Genomic DNA, 20,551 nt, shown 5'->3' with positions numbered 1-20,551 from the left:
CGGTCATGGATGGCCGGGCAGGACTCCACGGAGTCCAGGTAAGACCGCCAGGGAGGGAAGCAGGGACGCCTTCGCGGCGCCTCGCGCCGCATCAGTTGCACAACTACGCCGACGGGTCTTCAAGCCCGCGGCGTTGTCCGGTCAGGGACGGCCGGCTCGGACCATCCGCAGTCCATTGTTCAACGCCAGGACGGCGACAGCGATCTCCAGCAGTTTCAACTTTCCATATCCATAGGAACCAAGACCATGCGTCACCAGAAATCCGGCCGCAAGTTCAACCGCACCAGCGCCCATCGCCAGGCGATGTTCTCCAACATGGCGGCCTCGCTGTTCAAGCACGAGCTGATCAAGACCACCCTGCCGAAGGCCAAGGAACTGCGTCGCGTCGCCGAGCCGCTGATCACCATCGCCAAGGTCGATGGCGTCGCCAATCGCCGTCTGGCCTTCTCGCGCCTGCGCGACAAGGAAGCGGTGGGCAAGCTGTTCGTCGAGCTGGGCCCGCGTTACCAGTCGCGTCCGGGCGGCTACCTGCGCATCCTGAAGTGCGGCTTCCGCGCCGGCGACAACGCGCCGATGGCGTACGTCGAGCTGGTCGATCGCCCGACCGCGATCGCCGAGGAAGTGGCCGAGTAAATCCGGCCCGCACCGCGTCAGCAAGAAGCCCGGCATGTCCGGGCTTTTTTGCGTCTGGAGGGCATCGGTTTGCGCCGCGCATGATTCGCCGCGTTCGCTGCACCCAAGGACGCACGGCACATGGTGGCGAGGCGGGCGATGGCGGATAATGCGCGCACCGTTCATGTGAGCCCGACCCGATGAACCCGTTACGCTGGAGTTTCCGCGCGCAGTTCCTGTTCGGCTTCCTGATCTGTGCCGGGCTGCTGGGCTATGCGATCTACGTGCAGGTGCAGCTCGGCATCGAGCCCTGTCCGCTGTGCATCTTCCAGCGCATCGCGTTCGCCGCGCTGGGCCTGCTGTTCCTGCTCGGCGCCCTGCACGGGCCGGCCCGCAGTGGCGGGCGCAAAGTCTATGGCGTGCTGGCGTTCCTGGCCGCGGCCATCGGCGCCGGCATCTCCACCAAGCACGTGTCGGTGCAGCTGTTTCCCGATCCGATGGCCTCCTGCGGGCCGCCGCTGAGCTTCCTGCGCGAGACGATGGGGCCGTTCGAAGTGCTGCGCCGGGTGCTGACCGGGACCGGCGACTGCGGCAATATCGACTGGCGCTTCCTCGGCCTGTCGATGCCGATGTGGTGCCTGATCTGTTTCGTGGCGCTGGCGCTGTTCGCGCTGTATGCCGGGTTCAAGGCCCGGCGGCGTTCGCTGCACTGAGATTTCCGCGTGCGGCGCGCCTTGCCGTCGGCGGAGAGTGGGCGCACTTGTAGGAGCGGCTTCAGTCGCGACAGGCGCTATCGGTAAGGCCCTGTCGCGGCTGAAGCCGCTCCTACACGGTGCTGTAGGCGGTAAACGGATGGCGTGAATCCGCGGGCAGCTGCGGCGCGCCCGCTGCGAACTATCGCTGCGCCGCGCCCATCCACGCATCCAGGCCGGCCCGTCGCGGGCGCGGCCTGGTTGCGCATCCGCCTCAGAAGTCCTGCTGCAGGCTCAGGTAGACGCCGCGGCGCGGCGCCCATTGCGGGGCGAACACGCCGATGCCGCCGCCGTCGCGCAGCTGGTAGGCGCGATCGAGCACGTTGAGCACCGCCACTTGCGCGTGCAGCGGATGCGCGCTGAGCGCGAAGTCGTGGCCGGCGCTGAGGTTCAGCTGGAAGTACGAGGGCAGCTCGCCGCCGTTGGGCACGGTGGCGGTATCGGTGCGCAGGCCGCTGCCGAACAGGTAGTTGGCGCCGATCCGGCTGGCGTCGTCGATCGCGTAGCTGATGCCGCCGGACGAGGTGAACTTCTGGTCGTGGTCCAGGTGGATCCAGTTGTCGTAGGCGTAGGCCAGCGCGTCCGGATCGAAGTTGTACAGGCTGGTCATGACCCGCTTGCCCATCGCCTTGCTGTAGGCGACGTTGAAGTAGGCGGTGACCGGGCCATTGCTGTAGTCGGCGCTGAACTCGGCGCCGCGGATGCGGCCGTAGCGGTAGTTGAAGGTGGAATACACGTAGGCGGCGCCGAACTGGCCTTCGTCCTGCAGGCGGTCGGCCTTGCGGTAGTAGGTGTCCAGGCCCAGGGTCAGGTGCTCGTTGACCACCTGCGAGATGCCCATGTCGTAGTAGTCGCTGCGCTCGCTCAGCGGCGTGGTCGCGCCGCCGGCGGTGGACTGCTGGTTGGTGGTGCCGTCGTACAGGGCGATATCGCTGGTGGAGATCAGTTCGCTGGCCGGCGGGGTGAAGTAGCGCGCATAGCCGGCATGCACGGTGGTGTCGGCGCTGGCCTGCCAGACCACGCCCAGGCGCGGGCTGAGCTGGCCTTCGGTGGTACCGAACGCCTTGTAGCGGTCGCCGCGCACGCCGTAGTTCACGGTCCAGTCGTTGCCGATCTTCCATTCGTCCTGCAGGTAAACCGCGTAGGTGCTGGCGTGGAAGCGGCTGGCGTCGGGAATGAAGACCGGCGCGTTGCTGGTCTGGTTGCCGTCGGCATCGGCCGGGAACACATAGGAATTGTTGCTGGCGACGGCGTGTTCGAAGTTGCCGTACACGCCGTAGCGCAGCGTGTGCGCGTCGCCGAGCGGGGTGGAGAAGTCGGCCTGCACGGTGTTGGCGCGGTTGCTGCGGTCCACCTGCGAGGCGACGCCGTTGAAGATCAGGTCGCCGGCGACATCGGGCGAGAACGCGACGCTGCTGTAGCGCTGACCGGCCGATAGCTGATAGCTGGTGGCGCCGAGCGAACCCTGCAGCACCAGGGTACCGAAGCGGGTGTTCTCGCGCTGGTTCTCGTCGAGCTTGGACGAATCGAAGTCGGTGCTGCCCAGGTAATCGTAGGCAGGGGTCTGCCCGGGATTGTTCGGGATCTGGAAGCGGTTGTTGGCGTAGCCGACCAGCAGGCTGAGCCGGGTGTTCTCGTCGATCAGATAGCTGAGGTCGGCGAAGCCTTTGCCCTGATGCGTCTTGTCGTGCTCGGGGTCGCGGCTGTTGACCGGATTCTCCAGGCCGAGCTTGTTCTGCTCGTAATCGCCGGTGACGAACCAGCTCCAGCGGCCGCTGCTGCCCCACCAGGAGGCGTTCGGGTTGAGCGTGCCGTAAGAGCCGCCGGTGATGCCGACGCTGCCGCCGTTGCCCAGTTCCACGCCGCTCTTGGTGGTGATGTCCACCACTGCCGCGGTGCGATCGCCGAACTGCGCCGGCAGCGCGCCGTCGAGCAGCTTGATGCTCTTGATCGTGCGCGGATCCAGGCTCTGGCCGAAGCCGGAGATGGACTCGGGGATCAGTACGCCATTGATGCGGTACTGCAGGTTGGCGTGGTCGCCACGCACGTGGATGCCGCCGTAGGAATCCTGGACCACGCCCGGCGCCTGCAGCAGTACCTGGTTGAGCGGGGTGGAGGCGCCCAGCGGCAAGCGCTCGATGTCCTCGGCCGTGATCGAGTACTGGCTACTGCCGATGTCCGGCGACAGCGCGTTGCGCGCCGCCTCCAGCTTGGCGGTGACGGTGACCGCATCCAGGTCGGTGGTGCGCTCGGGGCCGGTGTCGGCGCTGGTCGCATCGGCGGCTAGCGCGAAGCCGGGTGCGGCCAGCAGGACAAGGGCGATGGCGGTGGAGAGGGGGCGGGGCGTCATGGCGAGGGCGAGACCTGGAATGGGAGGGGAAAGAACCTGTTATGTAATAACATTCTACTTTCGTGACAGCGTTGGCGTAGGTCGGAAGTCATGGCCGGCTTGCGCGCTTTGCCTGGCGTTCATGTCCCGGCACCGGTTGCGGCCACGGCTGCGCGAGCGCGTCACGCGGCGCTTTGCGTCGCGGCCAGGCTCTGCGAACATCGCAGGTTGCCAAGGAGTCCTTTCATGAACCTGTCCGTCCCCGCCGCCGCGCCCGAATCCGCTTCACCGTCCTGGGCGCCCGCAAGCTGGCGCGGCAAACCCGCGCTGCAGATGCCGGTGTATCCGGACGCGCAGGCGCTGGAGGCGACGCTGGGCGAATTGCGCCACCTGCCGCCGCTGGTCACCTCGTGGGAGATCTTCGCGCTGAAGAAGCAACTGGCCGAGGCGCAGGAAGGCAAGCGGTTCCTGCTGCAGGGCGGCGATTGCGCGGAGAACTTCAGCGATTGCGAGTCCGGCACGATCTCCAACCGGCTAAAGGTGCTGCTGCAGATGAGCCTGGTGCTGGTGCACGGCTTGCGCCTGCCGGTGGTGAGGGTGGGCCGCTACGCCGGCCAGTACGCCAAGCCGCGCTCGGCCGATACCGAGACACGCGACGGCGTGACCCTGCCGAGCTACCGCGGCGACGTAGTCAACGGCCCGGAGTTCACCGCGCAGGCGCGCGTGCCCGATCCGCGGCGGATGATCACCGCGCACTCGCGTTCGGCGATGACGATGAACTTCGTGCGCGCGCTGATCGATGGCGGCTTCGCCGACCTGCACCATCCCGAGTACTGGAACCTGAGCTGGGTCGGCTATTCGCCGCTGGCCGAGGACTACCAGAAGATGGTGTCCTCGATCGGCGATGCGGTGCGCTTCATGGAGACGCTGTCCGGCGCGCAGCTGTACAACCTCAACCGGGTCGATTTCTACACCTCCCACGAAGCGCTGCTGCTGCCGTACGAGGAAGCGCTGACCCGCGAGGTGCCGAGGCAGTGGGGCTGGTTCAACCTCAGCACGCATTATCCGTGGATCGGCATGCGTACCGCGGCGCTGGACGGCGCGCACGTGGAATATTTCCGCGGCATCCGCAACCCGATCGCGATCAAGGTCGGGCCGTCGGCGCAGCCGGACCAGTTGCTGCGCCTGATCGACGTGCTCAATCCCGAGGACGAACCGGGCCGGCTGACCTTCATCCACCGCATGGGTGCGGCGCAGATCGCGCAGAAACTGCCGCCGCTGCTGGATGCGGTGAAGCGCGACGGCCGCCGCGTGCTGTGGGTGTGCGATGCGATGCACGGCAATACCGAGAGCACCAGCAACGGCTACAAGACGCGGCGCTACGACAACGTGCTGGGCGAGGTGGAGCAGTCGTTCGACATCCACGCCGCGGCCGGCACGCGACTGGGTGGCGTGCACCTGGAGCTGACCGGCGAAGACGTCACCGAATGCACCGGCGGCGCGCGCGAGCTGACCGAGCGCGACCTGGAGCGGGCCTATCGCTCCAGCGTGGATCCGCGCCTGAACTACGAGCAATCGCTGGAGATCGCGCTGGCGATCGTGCGCAAGCAGAACGGGCGCAGCGTGCCGCTGAGCGCGGACTGACGGCGCGCTCCCACGGTCGCCGCAGCGCGCTTGCTGGTGCGCCGTGTGCGCCAGGCGCCGATGGTGGGGCGATGGGTCTCGTTGATGCCCGTGAGTCGTCGATATCCGGCGCCGCGCATGCAGCTGCCGTGCGCACGTATCGCGGCCTGCGCTGCGGGACTGGTGGTGTTGGTCGGCGATGTCGGCGCATCGGGCCCTGGCAGGCGCAGTGTCTGCTGCATCCAGCTTCGTAACTGAAGACGCACCAATTGCGGCGACCGCTGCAGGCCGTTGGCGAGTTGCTTGTCACCGGGCAGGAACCCCGCACGATGCGGCCGCGCATATCGGTCATGGATTGCGCCAGGAATGGGGCTCCACTCGCTCGCGATGAGCCTGTCGCGGATGCGCGCGATGCGCGCGCCTCACGATGACGACGCGGTTCGTACCGGTCGCAGCGCTCGACACGATGCTTATGCTTGCTTTGTCACACTGTCGCGACTCCTCCCCCCCTTCAAGGAGCGCATCTTGAACCTGGATCTCGACTGGATCCCGTGGCGCGATTACACGTTGCCGATCGGCGCCGCGGTAGTGCTCGGCTTCCTCGCCTGGTGGCTGTTGCTGCGCATCGCGCAGCGCATGCGCGGGCGCGACTACCGGCGTGCGCGCATCGTGCGCGTGCTCAGCGTGCCGATGGCATTCCTGCTGCCGATGCTGATGCTCAGCTTCGCGCTGGAATCCACGCCGCTGGACGAGCGCGCGCTGACCGATCTGCAGCACCTGCTGCATATCGGCATGATCGGCTGCGTGACCTGGCTGCTGGTGCGCGGCGCCGCCGCGCTGGAAAAGGCGATCCTGCGCAGCTATCCGATCGAAGTGGCCGACAATCTGACCGCGCGGCGCATCCAGACCCAGACCCGGGTGCTGGCCCGCGTGGCGATGGGCACGATCATCCTGCTCGGCACGTCGGTGGTGCTGCTGACCTTCCCGGCGGTGCGGCAGATCGGCACCACGCTGCTGGCCTCGGCCGGCATCATCGGCCTGGTCGCCGGTATCGCCGCCAAGCCGGTGTTCGGCAACCTGATCGCAGGCCTGCAGATCGCCTTGACCCAGCCGATCCGGCTCGACGACGTGGTCATCGTCGAAGGCGAGTGGGGCCGTATCGAGGAGATCGGCAGTTCCTACGTGGTGGTGCGGATCTGGGACGAGCGGCGCATGGTGGTGCCGTTGACCTGGTTCATCGAGAACCCGTTCCAGAACTGGACGCGCAGCAGCGCCGACCTGCTCGGTACCGCGTTCCTGTGGCTGGACTACCGCACACCGATGCCGCAGCTGCGCGCCGAGCTGGAGCGGATCTGCAAGAGCGAGCCGCTGTGGGATGGCCGCGTCTGCGTGACCCAGGTGACCGAGACTAGCGAGAGCACGATTCAGGTGCGCCTGCTGGTCAGCGCGCGCAACTCCGGCGATGCGTTCGACCTGCGCTGCATCGTGCGCGAACGGATGATCGATTTCCTGACCCGCGAACATCCATATGCCTTGCCTAGGATGCGCGCGGAGATTTCCTCGGACACCGCGCGCGCGGCCCCGCGGCCGCCATCGACGACCAGCGACTCGGCGGCGATGCGCTCGCCCGGCGCCGAGGATGGCGCGCCGGCGGCGACGGTGGCGCAGGATCCGGGCGCGCCGCGGCCGGATGCGGCGTAGTCCGGCTCGGTGCGGATGGCGCGAATACCGATTCGAGCCGAGATCGGGAACGTCCGGCGCGCGTGTGGCCTCCGAAACAGGAGCTTCTGATCGTCAAGAAACTCAATGGGCGGGCCGTCTCCGTGTCGCCCGAATCGTTTCTTTTCGATTCCTTTGCAAGCCCGCGCCGCCGCAGCGTTTCCAGTCCGGGCCTGCGCTGAAATCCACTCATAACGCTCACGCTTTTTGTAACTACTGCCGACCTAAGAGATCCGCGCCGGCCTGATCGGGGAAATGGGACGCCACCATCTCCGGCCAGCGGCGTGTCCTTGTCTCGACTCACTTGGTGGCTAGGTAATCTGCAACTAGCTTGTCCAAAAACACGAATAGCTGCCTGTTCATTTCATCGTAGTTGTTCTGCCGCAAAGCGCCCGGTTGCTGGACAAACCGCCGCTCAGTCGATGCCGCAAGTTCCGTTTGCGAGGCCTGGATCAGCAATTCCACGACATCCTTCGTGAGTTCCATGTGGCACTGAAAGCCATATACCAGCCGGCTGTACTCAACGATCTGGCGCGGGCAGCCTTCGCTGTACGCGATGATCTTGGCGTTTTCGGTGAGGCCTGGCATGTCGTTGTGCCAATGGCCGACATCGAGCGCTTTGCCGAAGTGCGAAAACTTCGGATTGGCCAAGCCTTCCTCGGTCAGCTGGATCGGAAATTTGCCAATTTCCTTTTCTGGGCTGTGCGCAAAGGGCGCATGCAGCGCTTCGCCGATCAGCTGCGATCCAAGGCAAACGCCCACGACGGCGCGCCCGTCGGCGATGGCTTTGCTGATGAGTTCGCGCTCGGCCAGGGCATTGAAGTGAGGACATTGCTCAAGTGAAGTGCCGGGATCCTGTGGGCCGCCCAGCACTACCAGAAGATCGAACGACTCTGTATCGGCCGGCAGGGCGTCATATTGGTATACACGGGAGTAGCTGGATTGATAGCCCCGAGCGTCTACCCAGTCCGCAAACGCACCGGGTGCTTCGAAGGACTCATGCATCACAAAATGAACTTTCAATGTTCTGGCCTTGGTTTTTGATTTCATTGTGAAAGTGATTGCTTTTCGGGGTGAAAATCCAGTGCGAGCTTCATTGCTCGAATGGCTAGGAAGTGCGAAAAATTCTTCTTGCGATGCGTAATGATAACTTTTGGATCGCGCTCGAGCCGAGTGTTGCGGATTTTGATCCGCCCATCCAAATGCGGGCTGATTTTCGAGATGACATCCGTCGCGAAGCGGCGCCGCTTTTGCTTGCGTTGAATATTCTTGGCGTCTGCATTGCTGTCTCGCAGGCTCTTTGCCGCTACGTGGTTCGAGCTGCTGTCACCCAGCAGGTGACCCGCTACGCCACGCCGACTGCTGAAAAACGCATTGGACTTACGGCCACGGGCGTCGGATGCCGCAACAGCCGAGAAAGCACGCATCTTGGCAGCCTTGGCGGTGTCGTCGCCTCGTGTCGTTCCGGCGATACCGCTTCAAGGCTCGTTCGTGGTTTGCGCCTTGACCGGCAGCGTCGGCAAGAACGTCGGCGGCGTGCGTGCGCGGCTGCGCTGTTCGTAGGCGTAGCCCAGTTCGATCAGGCGCGGTTCGCTCCAGGCGCCGCCGATGAACACCAAGCCCAGCGGCAGGCCGTCGCTGCTGCCCATCGGCACCGTCAGGCTCGGATAGCCGGCCACCGCGGCCGCACCGTAGCTGGCGCCGGGGAAGTCGTCGCCGCCGACCGGGTCGGTCTTCCAGGCGCGGCCGGTGGTCGGCGCGATCAGCGCATCCAGCCGCTGCGCGCGCAGCGCCGCATCGATGCCGTCCGCACCGGCCAGGCGCCTGGCTTTCGCGCGCGCTTCCAGGTAGGCCGGGTCGTCCACGCCGCGGGTGGCCTGCGCCTGTTCGAACAGGGCTTGGTCGAAGTGCGCCAACTCGCGCTCGGCATGCGCGCGGTTGAACGCGATCAGTTGTGCCAGGGTGCGCAGCGGCGCCTGGCGCGTGTCGAGGTAGCGTTCCAGCCCGGCCTTGAACTCGGTCAGCAACACGCTCAGTTCGGCGTCGTCCCATTGCCCGGCGGTGGGGATCCGCGCATCGACCACGGTGGCGCCGGCGGCGCGTAACGCGGCGACCGCGCGCGCCTGCGCCGCGGCGATGTCCGGGGTCTGGGTCAGCGGCGAGGGCAGCAGGCCGATACGCGCGCCGCGCAGCGCGTCGCGGCGCAGGTGCGCGGCGTAGTCGTAGCCGGAGGGGCGCGGTGCCGCGGCGGTGGCCGGGTCGGCAGCGTCGGGCGCGGCCAGCACGCTCAGCAGCGTCGCCGCATCGGCGACGCTGCGGGTCATCGGCCCGGCGGTGTCCTGGCTGGCGGAGATCGGGATGATGCCGTCGCGGCTGACCAGGCCCACGGTCGGTTTCAGTCCGACCAGGCCGTTCACCGCGGCCGGGCAGACGATGCTGCCGTCGGTCTCGGTGCCGATGCCGGCCGTGGCCAGATTGGCCGACACCGCCACGCCGGTGCCGGCGCTGGAGCCGCAGGGGTTGCGATCGAGCACGTACGGGTTGCGGGTCTGCCCGCCGCGCGCGCTCCAGCCCGAGCTGGATTTGCTGGAACGGAAGTTGGCCCACTCGCTGAGGTTGCTCTTGCCCAGGATCACCGCGCCCGCCTGGCGCAGGCGCTGCACCAGAAAGGCGTCGTGCGGCGGGTGGAAGTCGGCCAGGGCCAGCGAGCCGGCCGAGTTGGCCATCGGCCGCGCATCGATGTTGTCCTTCAACACCAGCGGGATGCCGTGCAGCGGGCCGCGCAGGTGCCCGGCGCGGCGTTCGGCGTCCAGTTGCCGGGCTTCGTCCAGGGCGTGCGGATTGAGCTCGATGAGCGCGTGCAGCGCCGGTCCTTGCCGGTCCAGCGCATCGATCCGCTGCAGGTAGGCCGCGGTCAGGCCGGCGCTGTCGAGCGTGCCGCGCGCCATCTGCGCCTGCAGCGTGGCGATGTCGGCTTCGGCATGGGCGAACGCGGCCGACGCGGGCGGCGGCGTGGCGACGGCGGTGTCGGGCAGGGCGGCGTGCCGGCAGCCGGCGAGGGCGCCGCACAGCAACAGGACGGGCAGCAGACGCATCGGCGCATTCCCCGGGAGTCGTTCTCCAGGAGGCTACGCAGCGTTATGGGGATTGGCAAACCGGTGCGGGCTGATGCCCGCCTGCGCTCAGTGCGCGGGACGCCGCCGGCGCCGGACCAGGTCGCGGGCCAGGATGCCGACCACGGCGAGGTTGATCGCCAGGACCGCCCACGCGGCCCAGCCGGGATGGCGCACGATCGCGTAGATGTCGAACGGCAGATAGATGGCGGCGGAGATGCAGCCCAGCATCGACGCCCAGGCCTTGGCGCGCCACAGGCCCCAGGCTTCGACGATGTGCAGCACGCCGTAGGCGAGCATGCCGGCGGCGGCAAGATGTACCGCGCCGGGATTGATCATGGTGAGCAGCGACGGCAGAGCGCCGTGCTCGGGGTCCAGGCTGAAGCGGACGATCAGCCGGCCCACCGCCGCGCGCAGCGGCAGCGGACCCATCAGTTCCAGACCCGTGGCCGCGAGCACCGCCAGCAGGCCTTTGCCGGCCTCCAGCAGTGCGATCAGGTGCAGGCCCGGATGCGCATGCGGATCCGGGTTGTACGCCTTCTTGCTGGCCACGGGAACTCGGCGATCAGCCGCCGCGACCGGCGCGCTTGCGATCGCTTTCGGTCAGGAACTTCTTGCGCAGGCGGATTTCCTTCGGGGTGACTTCGACCAGCTCGTCGTCCTCGATGAAGTCCAGCGCCTGCTCCAGCGTGTACTTGATCGCCGGGGTCAGCTTGATCGCATCGTCCTTGCCCGAGGCGCGCATGTTGGTCAGCGGCTTGGTCTTGATCGCGTTGACGGTCAGATCGTTGTCCTTGGAGTGGATACCGATCAGCTGGCCTTCGTACACGTTGTCGCCTTCGGCGGCGAACAGGCGGCCACGCTCTTCCAGCGGCCCCAGCGAGTAGGCGGGGGTGGCGCCGGCGGCGTTGGCGATCATCACGCCGTTCTGGCGCTTGGCGATGGCGCCCTGTTCCTTCGGGCCGTAATGGTCGAACACGTGGAACAGCAGGCCCGAACCCTGGGTCAGGGTGCGGAACTCGTTCTGGAAGCCGATCAGGCCACGCGCCGGGATCATGTAGTCCAGGCGCACGCGGCCCTTGCCGTCCGGCTCCATGTTCTTCAGCTGGCCCTTGCGCACGCCCAGCTTCTCCATCACGCCGCCCTGGTGCTGCTCTTCGATGTCCACCACCAGCTGCTCGACCGGCTCCATCAGCTTGCCGTCGATTTCCTTGACGATGACTTCCGGGCGCGACACCGCCAGCTCGAAGCCTTCGCGGCGCATGTTCTCGATCAGCACCGACAGGTGCAGCTCGCCGCGGCCGGAGACCAGGAACTTGTCCGGGTCCGAGCCTTCCTCGACCTTCAGCGCGACGTTGTGCAGCGTCTCGCGCTCCAGGCGCTCGCGGATCTGGCGGCTGGTGATGAACTTGCCGCCGCTGTGTTCCTTGCTGCCGGCGAACGGCGAGTTGTTGACCTGGAAGGTCATCGAGATGGTCGGTTCGTCCACGGTCAGCGCCGGCAGCGCTTCCGGGGTGTCCAGGGCGCAGATGGTGTCGGAGATGCTCATGTCGGCGACGCCGGAGATGGCGACGATGTCGCCGGCCTCGGCCTCTTCCACTTCCACCCGCTCCAGGCCCATGAAGCCCAGCACCTGCAGGATCTTGCCCTGGCGCTTCTTGCCTTCGCGGTCGACGATGCTGACCGGCATGTTCTTCTTGACCTTGCCGCGCTGGATGCGGCCGATGCCGATCAGGCCGACGAAGTTGTTGTAGTCCAGCTGGCTGATGCGCATCTGGAACGGACCGTCCGGGTCCACCTGCGGCGGCGCCACGTGCTTCATGATCGCTTCGTACAGCGGGGTCATGTCGCCTTCGCGGGCGCTGTCGTCCAGGCTCGCGTAGCCGTGCAGCGCCGAAGCGTAGACGATCGGGAAGTCGAGCTGCTCGTTGGTCGCGCCGAGCTTGTCGAACAGGTCGAACACCTGGTCGATCACCCAGTCAGGACGCGCGCCCGGACGGTCGATCTTGTTGACCACCACGATCGGCTTGAAGCCCATCGCGAAGGCCTTCTGGGTCACGAAGCGGGTCTGCGGCATCGGCCCGTCCATCGCGTCGACCAGGATCAGCACCGAGTCCACCATCGACAGCACACGTTCCACTTCGCCGCCGAAGTCGGCGTGTCCGGGGGTGTCGACGATGTTGATGCGGTTGCCCTGCCAGGTGATGGCCGTGTTCTTGGCCAGGATCGTGATGCCACGTTCCTTTTCCTGATCGTTGCTGTCCATCACGCGCTCGGCCAGCACCGTGCGCTCGGAGAGGGTGCCGGACTGCTTCAGCAGGCAGTCGACGAGAGTGGTCTTGCCATGATCGACGTGGGCGACGATGGCGATATTGCGAAGATTTTCGATGGACATGCGAAAGGGGGCCAACCGGCGCCAGAAAGGAAGGAGAGTAAGCCCGCTATTATACCTGTATCCGGACGCGCCTGCCGGTTCAGGATTCAGGCGGCGGCGATGGCGCTGCCGGCGGTGCCGGAAGCGGGCCAAACAGGCCGCCGTGTATCCTATGCGCCCCAAATGACGCCCCCGTTTCCAAGGAATCCCATGTCCCTGATCGCCCATTTCGACACCGCCCGCGGCCCGATCACGATCGAGCTGTACCCCGACAAGGCGCCGCTGACCGTGGCCAACTTCGTGAACCTGGCCAAGCGCGGCTTCTACGACGGGCTGAGCTTCCACCGCGTGATCGCCGATTTCATGATCCAGGGCGGCTGCCCGGAAGGCTCCGGCCGCGGCGGCCCGGGCTACCGCTTCGAGGACGAGACCGACAACGGCGTGCGCCACGAGCGCGGCGTGCTGTCGATGGCCAATGCCGGTCCCAGCACCAACGGCAGCCAGTTCTTCATCACCCACACCGCCACCCCGTGGCTGGACGGCAAGCACACCGTGTTCGGCAAGGTGACCCAGGGTCTGGACGTGGTCGACAGCGTCGCCCAGGGCGATGCGATCAACAAGATCACCATCGAAGGCGACACCGATGCGGTGCTGGCGGCCAAGGCCGACCGCGTCGCCGAGTGGAACCGCCTGCTCGACGCCTGAGTGCCGCCGCGACCGGCCCTGGCGGCCGGTCGCAGATGGCCTGCGTGCTAACATTTCCCGGTTGCTTGCCGCGCCCGACCCCCGATGACGATGCGTCCCCTTTTGCTGTGCATGGTGCTGCTCGCAATCGGTGGCGGCGTGCACGCGTGGTGGCGCAGTTCGGGGGCAACTCCGGCGCCGGCAGCGCTGGCGGCCGGCGATCCGCGGCGGCTCACCGGCGCGGACGGCATCGTCATGCTGGCCGCCGACTGGTGCGGCTACTGCCGCCGGCAACAGGCCGATTTCGAACGTGCCCAGGTCCGCTACCGCGTGCTCGACGTGGAGCAGGAGGAGGACCGCCTGGCCGCCGCCGCCCTGGGCCACGAAGGCGTGCCGATCACGGTGATCGGCCAGCACGTCATCGACGGCTACGACACTGCCGCCCTGGACGCGCACCTGCTGCCGCTCGGCTACCGCGTCTACTGATTCCCTTATCCCTTTTTTAGCAGAGGAACCCCCCATGAAGACACCCGTACGTGTTGCTGTGACCGGCGCTGCCGGCCAGATCGGCTATGCCCTGCTGTTCCGTATCGCCTCCGGCGAAATGCTGGGCAAGGACCAGCCGGTGATCCTGCAGCTGCTCGAGCTGCCGATGGAGAAGGCCCAGGCCGCGCTGAAGGGCGTGATGATGGAGCTGGAAGACTGCGCGTTCCCGCTGCTGGCCGGCATGGTCGGCACCGACGACGCCGAAGTGGCGTTCAAGGACGCCGACGTCGCCCTGCTGGTCGGTGCGCGTCCGCGCGGCCCGGGCATGGAGCGCAAGGACCTGCTGCTGGAGAACGCCAAGATCTTCACCGCGCAGGGCGCGGCGCTGAACAAGGTCGCCAGCCGCAACGTCAAGGTGCTGGTGGTCGGCAACCCGGCCAACACCAACGCCTACATCGCGATGAAGTCGGCGCCGGACCTGAATCCGAAGAACTTCACCGCCATGCTGCGCCTGGACCACAACCGCGCGCTGAGCCAGCTGGCCGGCAAGCTCGGCAAGCCGGTCGGCGGCATCGAGAAGCTGGTGGTGTGGGGCAACCACAGCCCGACCATGTACCCGGACTACCGCTTCGCCACCGTCGAGGGCGCGTCCATCGCCGAGGCGATCAACGACCAGGAGTGGAACGCCGGCACCTTCATCCCGACCGTGGGCAAGCGCGGCGCGGCGATCATCGAGGCGCGCGGCTCGTCCTCGGCCGCTTCGGCCGCCAACGCCGCCATCGACCACGTGCGCGACTGGGTGCTGGGCAGCAACGGCAAGTGGGTGACGATGGGCGTGCCGTCCGACGGCTCCTACGGCATCCCGGAAGGCGTGATGTTCGGCTTCGCGGTGACCACCGAGAACGGCGAGTACACCCTGGTCAAGGATCTGCCGATCGACGACTTCAGCCAGAAGTACATCGACAAGACCCTGGCCGAGCTGGAAGAAGAGCGCAGCGGCGTGGCGCACCTGCTGGGCTGATCGCGCCTGCGATCGCGGTACCGAAAACGCCGGGCTTGCCCGGCGTTTTTTTTGGTCGGCCGGTGCGCCGCCTCGCGGCGTGGGCGCATGCGCGATTGTTCCCAATGCGCAATCGGCAGCGTTTAGAATGCGCGACTCGAAACGGGCATGGAAGGCACGAATGAACCAACGGATGTGGGGCTTGCTGCTGCTGATGGCTGCGGCATTGGGATGGTCGGGATCGGCCAAGGCCTGGCAGTCCTGCCAGGACGTGGTGGTCGGCATGTACGCCAACAATCAGCCCGTGCTGCAAAGCCAGTGCGAGTGGTTGGCCGGCGCGGTCGCGTTGGATCCGGCGAGCCGGGCGATGGGGTCGGTGTGGAACTACAGCGACGCCGACCAAGCCAAGGCGGCTGCGCAACGCGACTGCGGACCGTCCTGCCTGGTGGTGAGTTTCTACGACGATTACTTCTACCTGGCCGCTTCCGACGACGACGCCATCGGCTACGCCGCCACGGCGGATGAGGCGGTGCGGCAATGCGTGCTGGCCAGGCCCGGTGCGCGCTGCGACGTCGTGGTCTCGGCCGGCAGCGGCGGCCGCGCGGTGTACTGGCCCTTCAGCGCGCTCGGCTACAACGGCAAGCAGCAGAAGGCCTACGCTGCGGCCGGCGGCGCGCGCCGCCGCGATGCCCGGCAGGCCGTGCTGCAGCTGTGCGGTGGCGAGCCGGATTGCTTTGCCTACGTGCACCAGCTTGCCCATGCGGCGATGGCCCTCGGCGCAGACGGCGAGCTGTATGCCTCCGAAGGCAACAGCGCCGGACAGGCGCGTCGGGCCGCGAAAAAGTATTGCGCCGCCGAGCAGGGCGGCAAGGCCAAGTGCGAGATCGTGGCCGAGACCGGCAAGGCCGCGCACTAGGGCGCCGCGCCGGCGCTGCTCGCGGCGGCCCTGCGGCGCGGCGGTGTGCTACGTTGCCTCGGCCATTCGCCAGGGGAACAACCTTATGCTCGTGCCGTATCGCTGGATCGGGGTGCTGGCCGTCGCCAGCCTGTTGCCGTTCGCCGCTGCGGCCGCCGACAGCGGTTACCGGCAGCCGCCCGAGCCGCTGTTGGGAGTCATGCGCGCGCCGTTGAATCCGTCGCCGCGCCTGGATCCCACCGGCAAGACCCTGCTGCTGGTGCAGCGCACCCAGTATCCGCCGATCGCGCGCGTCGCCGAGCCGTACCTGAAGCTGGCCGGCGTGCGCGTGGAGCCACGCAGCCACAGCCGCCACGACATGTCCAACGGCTACGGCATCCGTGCCTGCCTGGAAGGCTTCAGCCTGGTCGATGTGGCCAGCGGCAAGCAGACCGCGGTGACCCTGCCGGCCGGTGCCTGTCCGGCGCTGCCCGTGTGGTCGCCGGACGGGCGCCGTTTCGCCTTCAACAACACCGCCGCCGACCGCGTCGAGCTGTGGCTGGGCGACGTCGCCACCGGCAACGTGCGCCGCATCGACGGTGTGCAGCTCAACCCGGTGCTGGGCGGCGAGATCCAGTGGCTGGGCGGCAGCGACACGCTGCTGCTGAAGACCGTGCCGCAGGACCTGGGCGCGGCGCCGCGCAAGGCCGCGGTGCCGCCGGGTCCGGAGGTCAAGGAAACCATCCAGGGCAAGGGCGAGAGCAGCACCTACGAGGCGCGCGATACGCTGTCCAGTCCCGAGGACGAGGCGTTGTTCGCGTATTACGCCACCTCGCAGTTGCTCACCGTCGATGCGGCCAGCGGCAAGCAGAGCAAGGTCGGCGCGCCGGCGGTCTATACCGCGGTCGATGGCGCGCCCGACGGCCGCCATGTGCGCGTGGAGCGGCTCAAGCGGCCGTATTCCTACGTCACCACCTATGCGCGTTTCGCCCACGATGTGGCGGTGCTGGATCTGTCCAATGGCGGCGAGCGCGTGCTGGCCGATCTGCCGGTCGCCGACCGGGTGCCGGTGCAGGGCGTGCCGACCGGTCCGCGTGCGTATTCCTGGCGGGCCAACCAGCCGGCCACGCTGGTCTGGGCCGAGGCGCTGGACGGCGGCGACTGGAAGGCCACCGTGCCCGCGCGCGACAAACTGCTGACCCTGGCGGCGCCGTTCACCGCCAAGCCGCGCGAGCTGGCGCGGGTGACCCAGCGCTACGCCGGCCTGTCCTGGTTCGCCCAGGGCGGGCAGGCGCTGCTGGACGAATACGACGAGAACCGCCATTGGCGGCGCACCACGCTGCTCGACGCCGACCGCGCCGGCACGCCCGGGCGCGTGCTGTTCGATCTGTCCACCGACGACCTGTACGCCGATCCCGGCACCCCGGAACTGCGCGTGCTGGCCAACGGCGAAGCGGTGCTGCACGAGGACCGCGGCGCGCTGTTCCTGAGCGGGCAGGGCGCCACGCCGGCCGGCGACCGCGCGTTCCTGGACCGCTACGACCTGGCCAGCGGCAAGACCGAGCGCCTGTTCCGCAGCGATGCCAGCGTCGACGAGGTGTTCGCCGGGTTCGCCGGCGACGACACCACCCGGCTGCTGACCTGGCGCCAGTCGCCGACCGATCCGCCGAACGTGTACCTGCGCGCGCTGGGCCAGGCGCAGCCCGGTGCGGCGGCGGGCGACGCGGTCTACGCATCGAGCGTCGCGCCGGTCACCCGCTTCCCCGATCCCACGCCGCTGGTACGGCAGATCAAGAAGCGGCTGGTGACCTACAAGCGCAAGGACGGCGTGGAACTGTCGTTCACCCTGTACACGCCGCCGGGCTACAAGGAAGGCACGCGGGTGCCGGCGATCCTGTACGCCTATCCGCTGGACTACGCCGACCCGTCCAAGGCCGGCCAGGTCAGCGGCGCCAACGAGCGCGATTTCACCCGCCTGAGCTCCTACCAGCTGCTGTTGCTGGCCGGCTACGCGATCATCGACGACACCGCGTTCCCGATCGTCGGCGATCCCAAGACCGCCTACGACACCTATCTGCAGCAGCTGGTGGACAACGCCACCGCGGCGGTAGACAAGGCGGTGGAACTGGGCGTGGTCGATCGCCAGCGGATCGGCGTCACCGGCCACAGCCACGGCGCACTGATGGCAGCCAACCTGCTGGCGCATACCGACCTGTTCCGCGCCGGCGTGGCCACCAGCGGCAGCTACAACAAGACCCTGACCCCGTTCGGCTTCCAGAACGAACGGCGTTCGTTCTGGGCGGCGCCGGAGGTGTACGCGCAGGCCTCGGCGTTCTTCCATGCCGACAAGATCAACGAACCGCTGCTGATCGTGCATGGCATGGACGACGCCAATCCCGGCACCGAAACCACCCAGGCGCCGCGGCTGTTCCAGGCGATCCGCGGCAACGGCGGCACCGCGCGGCTGGTGCTGCTGCCGTTCGAGCCGCACTGGTATAGCGCGCGCGAGTCCAACGAGGACGTGGTGGCCGAGATGCTGGAGTGGTTCGACCGCTACGTGAAGCATGCGCCGCCGCGTGCGGCGGCGGAGGCGAAAGCGGCAGCGCAGAAGCGGTAGTCGGCCGTGCCATGACTGTGCCTCGCTACCCCGGCACAGACATTCCCGTCCGCCGTGGCGACCTGGTCAAGTGGTTCGACGACGAAAGCCCATCCACAGTGCTCTTTGTGGTCAGCACCGGCGACTTTCCCCCGCAGGAAGACGCGGCCTCGAGGGAATGGTTTCGGTCGGAGTTCGGCCAAGGCGTCATGATCGACACTCCAAGCGCTGGTCGGGTGCTTGAGTCGGAAGACTGCGCGAACCTGACATTGGTGCGCTCGGTCGATGGGCACGCCTGACGATTGGTCCGGGCCGACGCCGCTTCGCAGCTCGGCTCGATTCAGGTATTCGGCCACCGGCGCCGTTCGACCAAGGTCGGACGACGCCACGCCGCGCAGGGACTATGCTCGGCGTGGGTGCATCGCCTTGGGAGGGGCCGCATGGACTACGCGACGCTGTACCGGCGCTCGATCGAGCAGCCGCAGGAGTTCTGGGCGGAGCAGGCCAAGGCGATCCACTGGCAGCGCCCGCCGCAGACGATCCTGGAATACGACGATCCGCCGTTCCGGCGCTGGTTCGGCGGCGGCCTGACCAACCTGTGCTACAACGCGGTCGACCGGCACCTGCCCGAGCGCGCCACGCAGCTGGCGCTGGTGGCGGTGTCCAGCGAGACCGGGCAGACCCGCGAGTTCACCTATGCGCAACTGCACGTCGAGGTCGTCGCCTTCGCCGCGGTACTGCTGCGCCTGGACGTGCAGCGCGGCGACCGCGTGGTCATCTACATGCCGAACATGGCCGAGGCGGTGTTCGCGATGCTGGCCTGCGCGCGCATCGGCGCGGTGCATTCGGTGGTATTCGGCGGTTTCGCCGCGCACAACCTGGCGCTGCGCATCGACGATGCGGCGCCGAAGCTGCTGATCGCCGCCGATGCCGGCAGCCGCGGCGGCAAGATCATTCCATACAAGCCGCTGGTCGATGCCGCCTGCGCGGAAGCCAGCGCGCCGCCGCCGAAGGTGTTGATCGTCTCGCGCGGGCTGGATCCGGCGCAGCCGCGCAGCGACGGGCGCGACGTGGACTACGCCACTCTGCGCGCGCAGGTCGGCGATACGCAGGTGCCGGTGACCTGGCTGGAATCCAACGAGCCCAGCTACCTGCTGTATACCTCAGGCACCACCGGCAAGCCCAAGGGCGTGCAGCGCGACGTCGGCGGCTACGCGGTGGCGTTGGCGCTGTCGATGCGCACGGTGTTCGATTGCGCGCCGGGGCAGGCGATGTTCTCCACCTCCGATGTCGGCTGGGCGGTCGGCCATTCGTACAACGTGTACGGTCCGCTGATCGCCGGTTGCACCTCGCTGCTGTACGAAGGATTGCCGGTCAATCCGGATCCGGGCGTGTGGTGGGCGCTGTGCGAGAAATACCGGGTGCGCACCATGTTCTCCTCGCCGACCGCGATCCGCGTATTGAAGAAGCATCCGGTCAGCCACATCCGCGACCACGACCTGAGCGCGTTGCAGTACCTGTTCCTGGCCGGCGAGCCGCTTGACGAGCCGACCGCGCTGTGGATTGGCGAGGCGCTGGGCAAGCCGATCATCGACAACTACTGGCAGACCGAGACCGGCTGGCCGGCGCTGACCTTGCTGCCGGGATTGGAAATGCAGCCGGTCAAACCGGGTTCGCCGGGCTTTCCCAATCTCGGTTACAAGATGAAGATCGTCGATCCGCAGGGCATCGAGGTACCGGCCGGGCGCAAGGGCGTGCTGGTGATCGAGCCGCCGCTGCCGCCGGGCTGCATGACCACGGTGTGGAACGACGACGCGCGTTTCCTGCGCAGCTATTTCAGCCATTTCGATGAACTGCTGTACAGCTCGCTGGACTGGGCGATCCGCGACGACGACGGCTATACCTTCATCCTCGGCCGCACCGACGACGTGATCAATGTCGCCGGCCATCGCCTGGGCACGCGCGAGATCGAAGAAGCCATCGCCGGTCACCCGCAGGTGGCCGAAGTGGCGGTGATCGGCATGCACGACGAACTGAAGGGTCAGGTGCCGGTGGTCTTCGCCACGCTGAAACAACAGACATCGCCCGATGCCGTCGCATCCATCGCCGAACAGCTGCGGCAATGCGTGGTGGAGCGGCTCGGCGCGGTGGCGCGGCCGGCGCAGGTGCATCTGGTGCAGGCATTGCCGAAGACGCGCTCGGGCAAGCTGCTGCGGCGTTCGCTGCAGGCGCTGGCCGAGCAGCGCGATCCCGGCGATCTGTCGACGCTGGACGATCCGGGCGCGCTCGACGAGATTCGTCGGGTGCTGGCGCGCTGAAGCGCCGCTACATCGCGCAACAGGCGCGCCGGCTGCAGCCGACGCGCAAC

At 67.5% G+C, this 20,551-nt stretch carries 16 protein-coding genes; 10 read left to right on the top strand and 6 right to left on the bottom strand.

Translation table 11 applies throughout. From position 1 onward, the window contains the following. The first annotated feature begins 246 nt into the window (after positions 1–246). Together rplQ and HEP73_RS17020 are read left to right on the top strand one after the other, a co-directional pair. Positions 247–633 carry a 50S ribosomal protein L17 gene (gene rplQ, locus HEP73_RS17025; RefSeq protein WP_003470628.1) on the top strand — a complete coding sequence of 129 codons (387 nt, stop codon included), beginning with the start codon at positions 247–249 and terminating at the stop codon, positions 631–633. A 179-nt stretch (positions 634–812) separates the two neighbouring features. After that, a complete protein-coding gene (locus HEP73_RS17020) occupies positions 813–1,325 on the top strand; it encodes a disulfide bond formation protein B (protein ID WP_179570577.1) in 513 nt (170 codons plus the stop codon). Between the two features lie 253 nt (positions 1,326–1,578). Here HEP73_RS17020 and HEP73_RS17015 read toward each other — a convergent pair whose 3' ends face one another. Continuing rightward, complete coding sequence (locus HEP73_RS17015) at positions 1,579–3,714, bottom strand: TonB-dependent receptor (RefSeq protein ID WP_185820865.1); 2,136 nt, start codon at positions 3,712–3,714, stop codon at positions 1,579–1,581. A 225-nt stretch (positions 3,715–3,939) separates the two neighbouring features. On the opposite strand from HEP73_RS17015, the gene HEP73_RS17010 reads away from it, so the two are divergent. Both HEP73_RS17010 and HEP73_RS17005 read left to right on the top strand, forming a co-directional pair. Further along, positions 3,940–5,337, top strand: coding sequence for a class II 3-deoxy-7-phosphoheptulonate synthase (locus HEP73_RS17010; protein WP_185820864.1), 1,398 nt, complete (start codon positions 3,940–3,942; stop codon positions 5,335–5,337). Between the two features lie 510 nt (positions 5,338–5,847). Continuing rightward, entirely contained in the window at positions 5,848–7,017 is a 1,170-nt protein-coding gene (locus tag HEP73_RS17005) for a mechanosensitive ion channel family protein (RefSeq protein ID WP_185823468.1), read from the top strand. A 318-nt stretch (positions 7,018–7,335) separates the two neighbouring features. Here the strand turns inward: HEP73_RS17005 and HEP73_RS17000 are convergent, their stop codons facing one another. The 5 genes from HEP73_RS17000 to typA form a co-directional block, all read right to left on the bottom strand. Further along, positions 7,336–8,085: a type 1 glutamine amidotransferase gene (locus tag HEP73_RS17000; RefSeq protein WP_221899354.1), complete on the bottom strand. Its 750-nt coding sequence runs from the start codon at positions 8,083–8,085 to the stop codon at positions 7,336–7,338. Continuing rightward, positions 8,082–8,462: a hypothetical protein gene (locus HEP73_RS16995; protein WP_185820863.1), complete on the bottom strand. Its 381-nt coding sequence runs from the start codon at positions 8,460–8,462 to the stop codon at positions 8,082–8,084. Before HEP73_RS16995 ends, HEP73_RS17000 begins: the two co-directional genes overlap by 4 nt. Positions 8,463–8,513: 51 nt before the next feature. Beyond that, a complete protein-coding gene (locus HEP73_RS16990) occupies positions 8,514–10,130 on the bottom strand; it encodes an amidase (protein WP_185820862.1) in 1,617 nt (538 codons plus the stop codon). Between the two features lie 87 nt (positions 10,131–10,217). Further along, complete coding sequence (locus HEP73_RS16985) at positions 10,218–10,700, bottom strand: DUF2127 domain-containing protein (protein ID WP_185813729.1); 483 nt, start codon at positions 10,698–10,700, stop codon at positions 10,218–10,220. A gap of 13 nt (positions 10,701–10,713) precedes the next feature. Next, positions 10,714–12,543, bottom strand: coding sequence for a translational GTPase TypA (gene typA, locus HEP73_RS16980; RefSeq protein WP_003470617.1), 1,830 nt, complete (start codon positions 12,541–12,543; stop codon positions 10,714–10,716). Between the two features lie 189 nt (positions 12,544–12,732). On the opposite strand from typA, the gene HEP73_RS16975 reads away from it, so the two are divergent. From HEP73_RS16975 to prpE, 6 genes are all read left to right on the top strand, one after another. Next, positions 12,733–13,227 (top strand): peptidylprolyl isomerase, encoded by a 495-nt coding sequence (locus HEP73_RS16975; protein ID WP_185813728.1) that lies wholly within the window; start codon positions 12,733–12,735, stop codon positions 13,225–13,227. Positions 13,228–13,317: 90 nt separating this feature from the next. Next, entirely contained in the window at positions 13,318–13,692 is a 375-nt protein-coding gene (locus tag HEP73_RS16970; RefSeq protein WP_255423542.1) for a glutaredoxin family protein, read from the top strand. 34 nt (positions 13,693–13,726) lie between these two features. Continuing rightward, entirely contained in the window at positions 13,727–14,713 is a 987-nt protein-coding gene (locus tag HEP73_RS16965) for a malate dehydrogenase (RefSeq protein ID WP_009607498.1), read from the top strand. Positions 14,714–14,873: 160 nt separating this feature from the next. After that, the gene (locus HEP73_RS16960; RefSeq protein WP_185820860.1) at positions 14,874–15,608 is read left to right on the top strand and encodes a DUF4189 domain-containing protein; all 735 of its coding nucleotides are present in this window, start codon (positions 14,874–14,876) and stop codon (positions 15,606–15,608) included. Between the two features lie 85 nt (positions 15,609–15,693). Then, positions 15,694–18,204: a S9 family peptidase gene (locus HEP73_RS16955; protein ID WP_185820859.1), complete on the top strand. Its 2,511-nt coding sequence runs from the start codon at positions 15,694–15,696 to the stop codon at positions 18,202–18,204. A 419-nt stretch (positions 18,205–18,623) separates the two neighbouring features. Beyond that, positions 18,624–20,501 carry a propionate--CoA ligase gene (prpE, locus tag HEP73_RS16950; RefSeq protein ID WP_185820858.1) on the top strand — a complete coding sequence of 626 codons (1,878 nt, stop codon included), beginning with the start codon at positions 18,624–18,626 and terminating at the stop codon, positions 20,499–20,501. Positions 20,502–20,551 lie beyond the last annotated feature (50 nt).

This window comes from Xanthomonas sp. GW, assembly GCF_014236815.1.
Classification (GTDB): domain Bacteria; phylum Pseudomonadota; class Gammaproteobacteria; order Xanthomonadales; family Xanthomonadaceae; genus Xanthomonas_A.
Note: the sequence above shows the minus strand (reverse complement) of the source record. Positions and strands in the feature narration are given on the sequence as shown.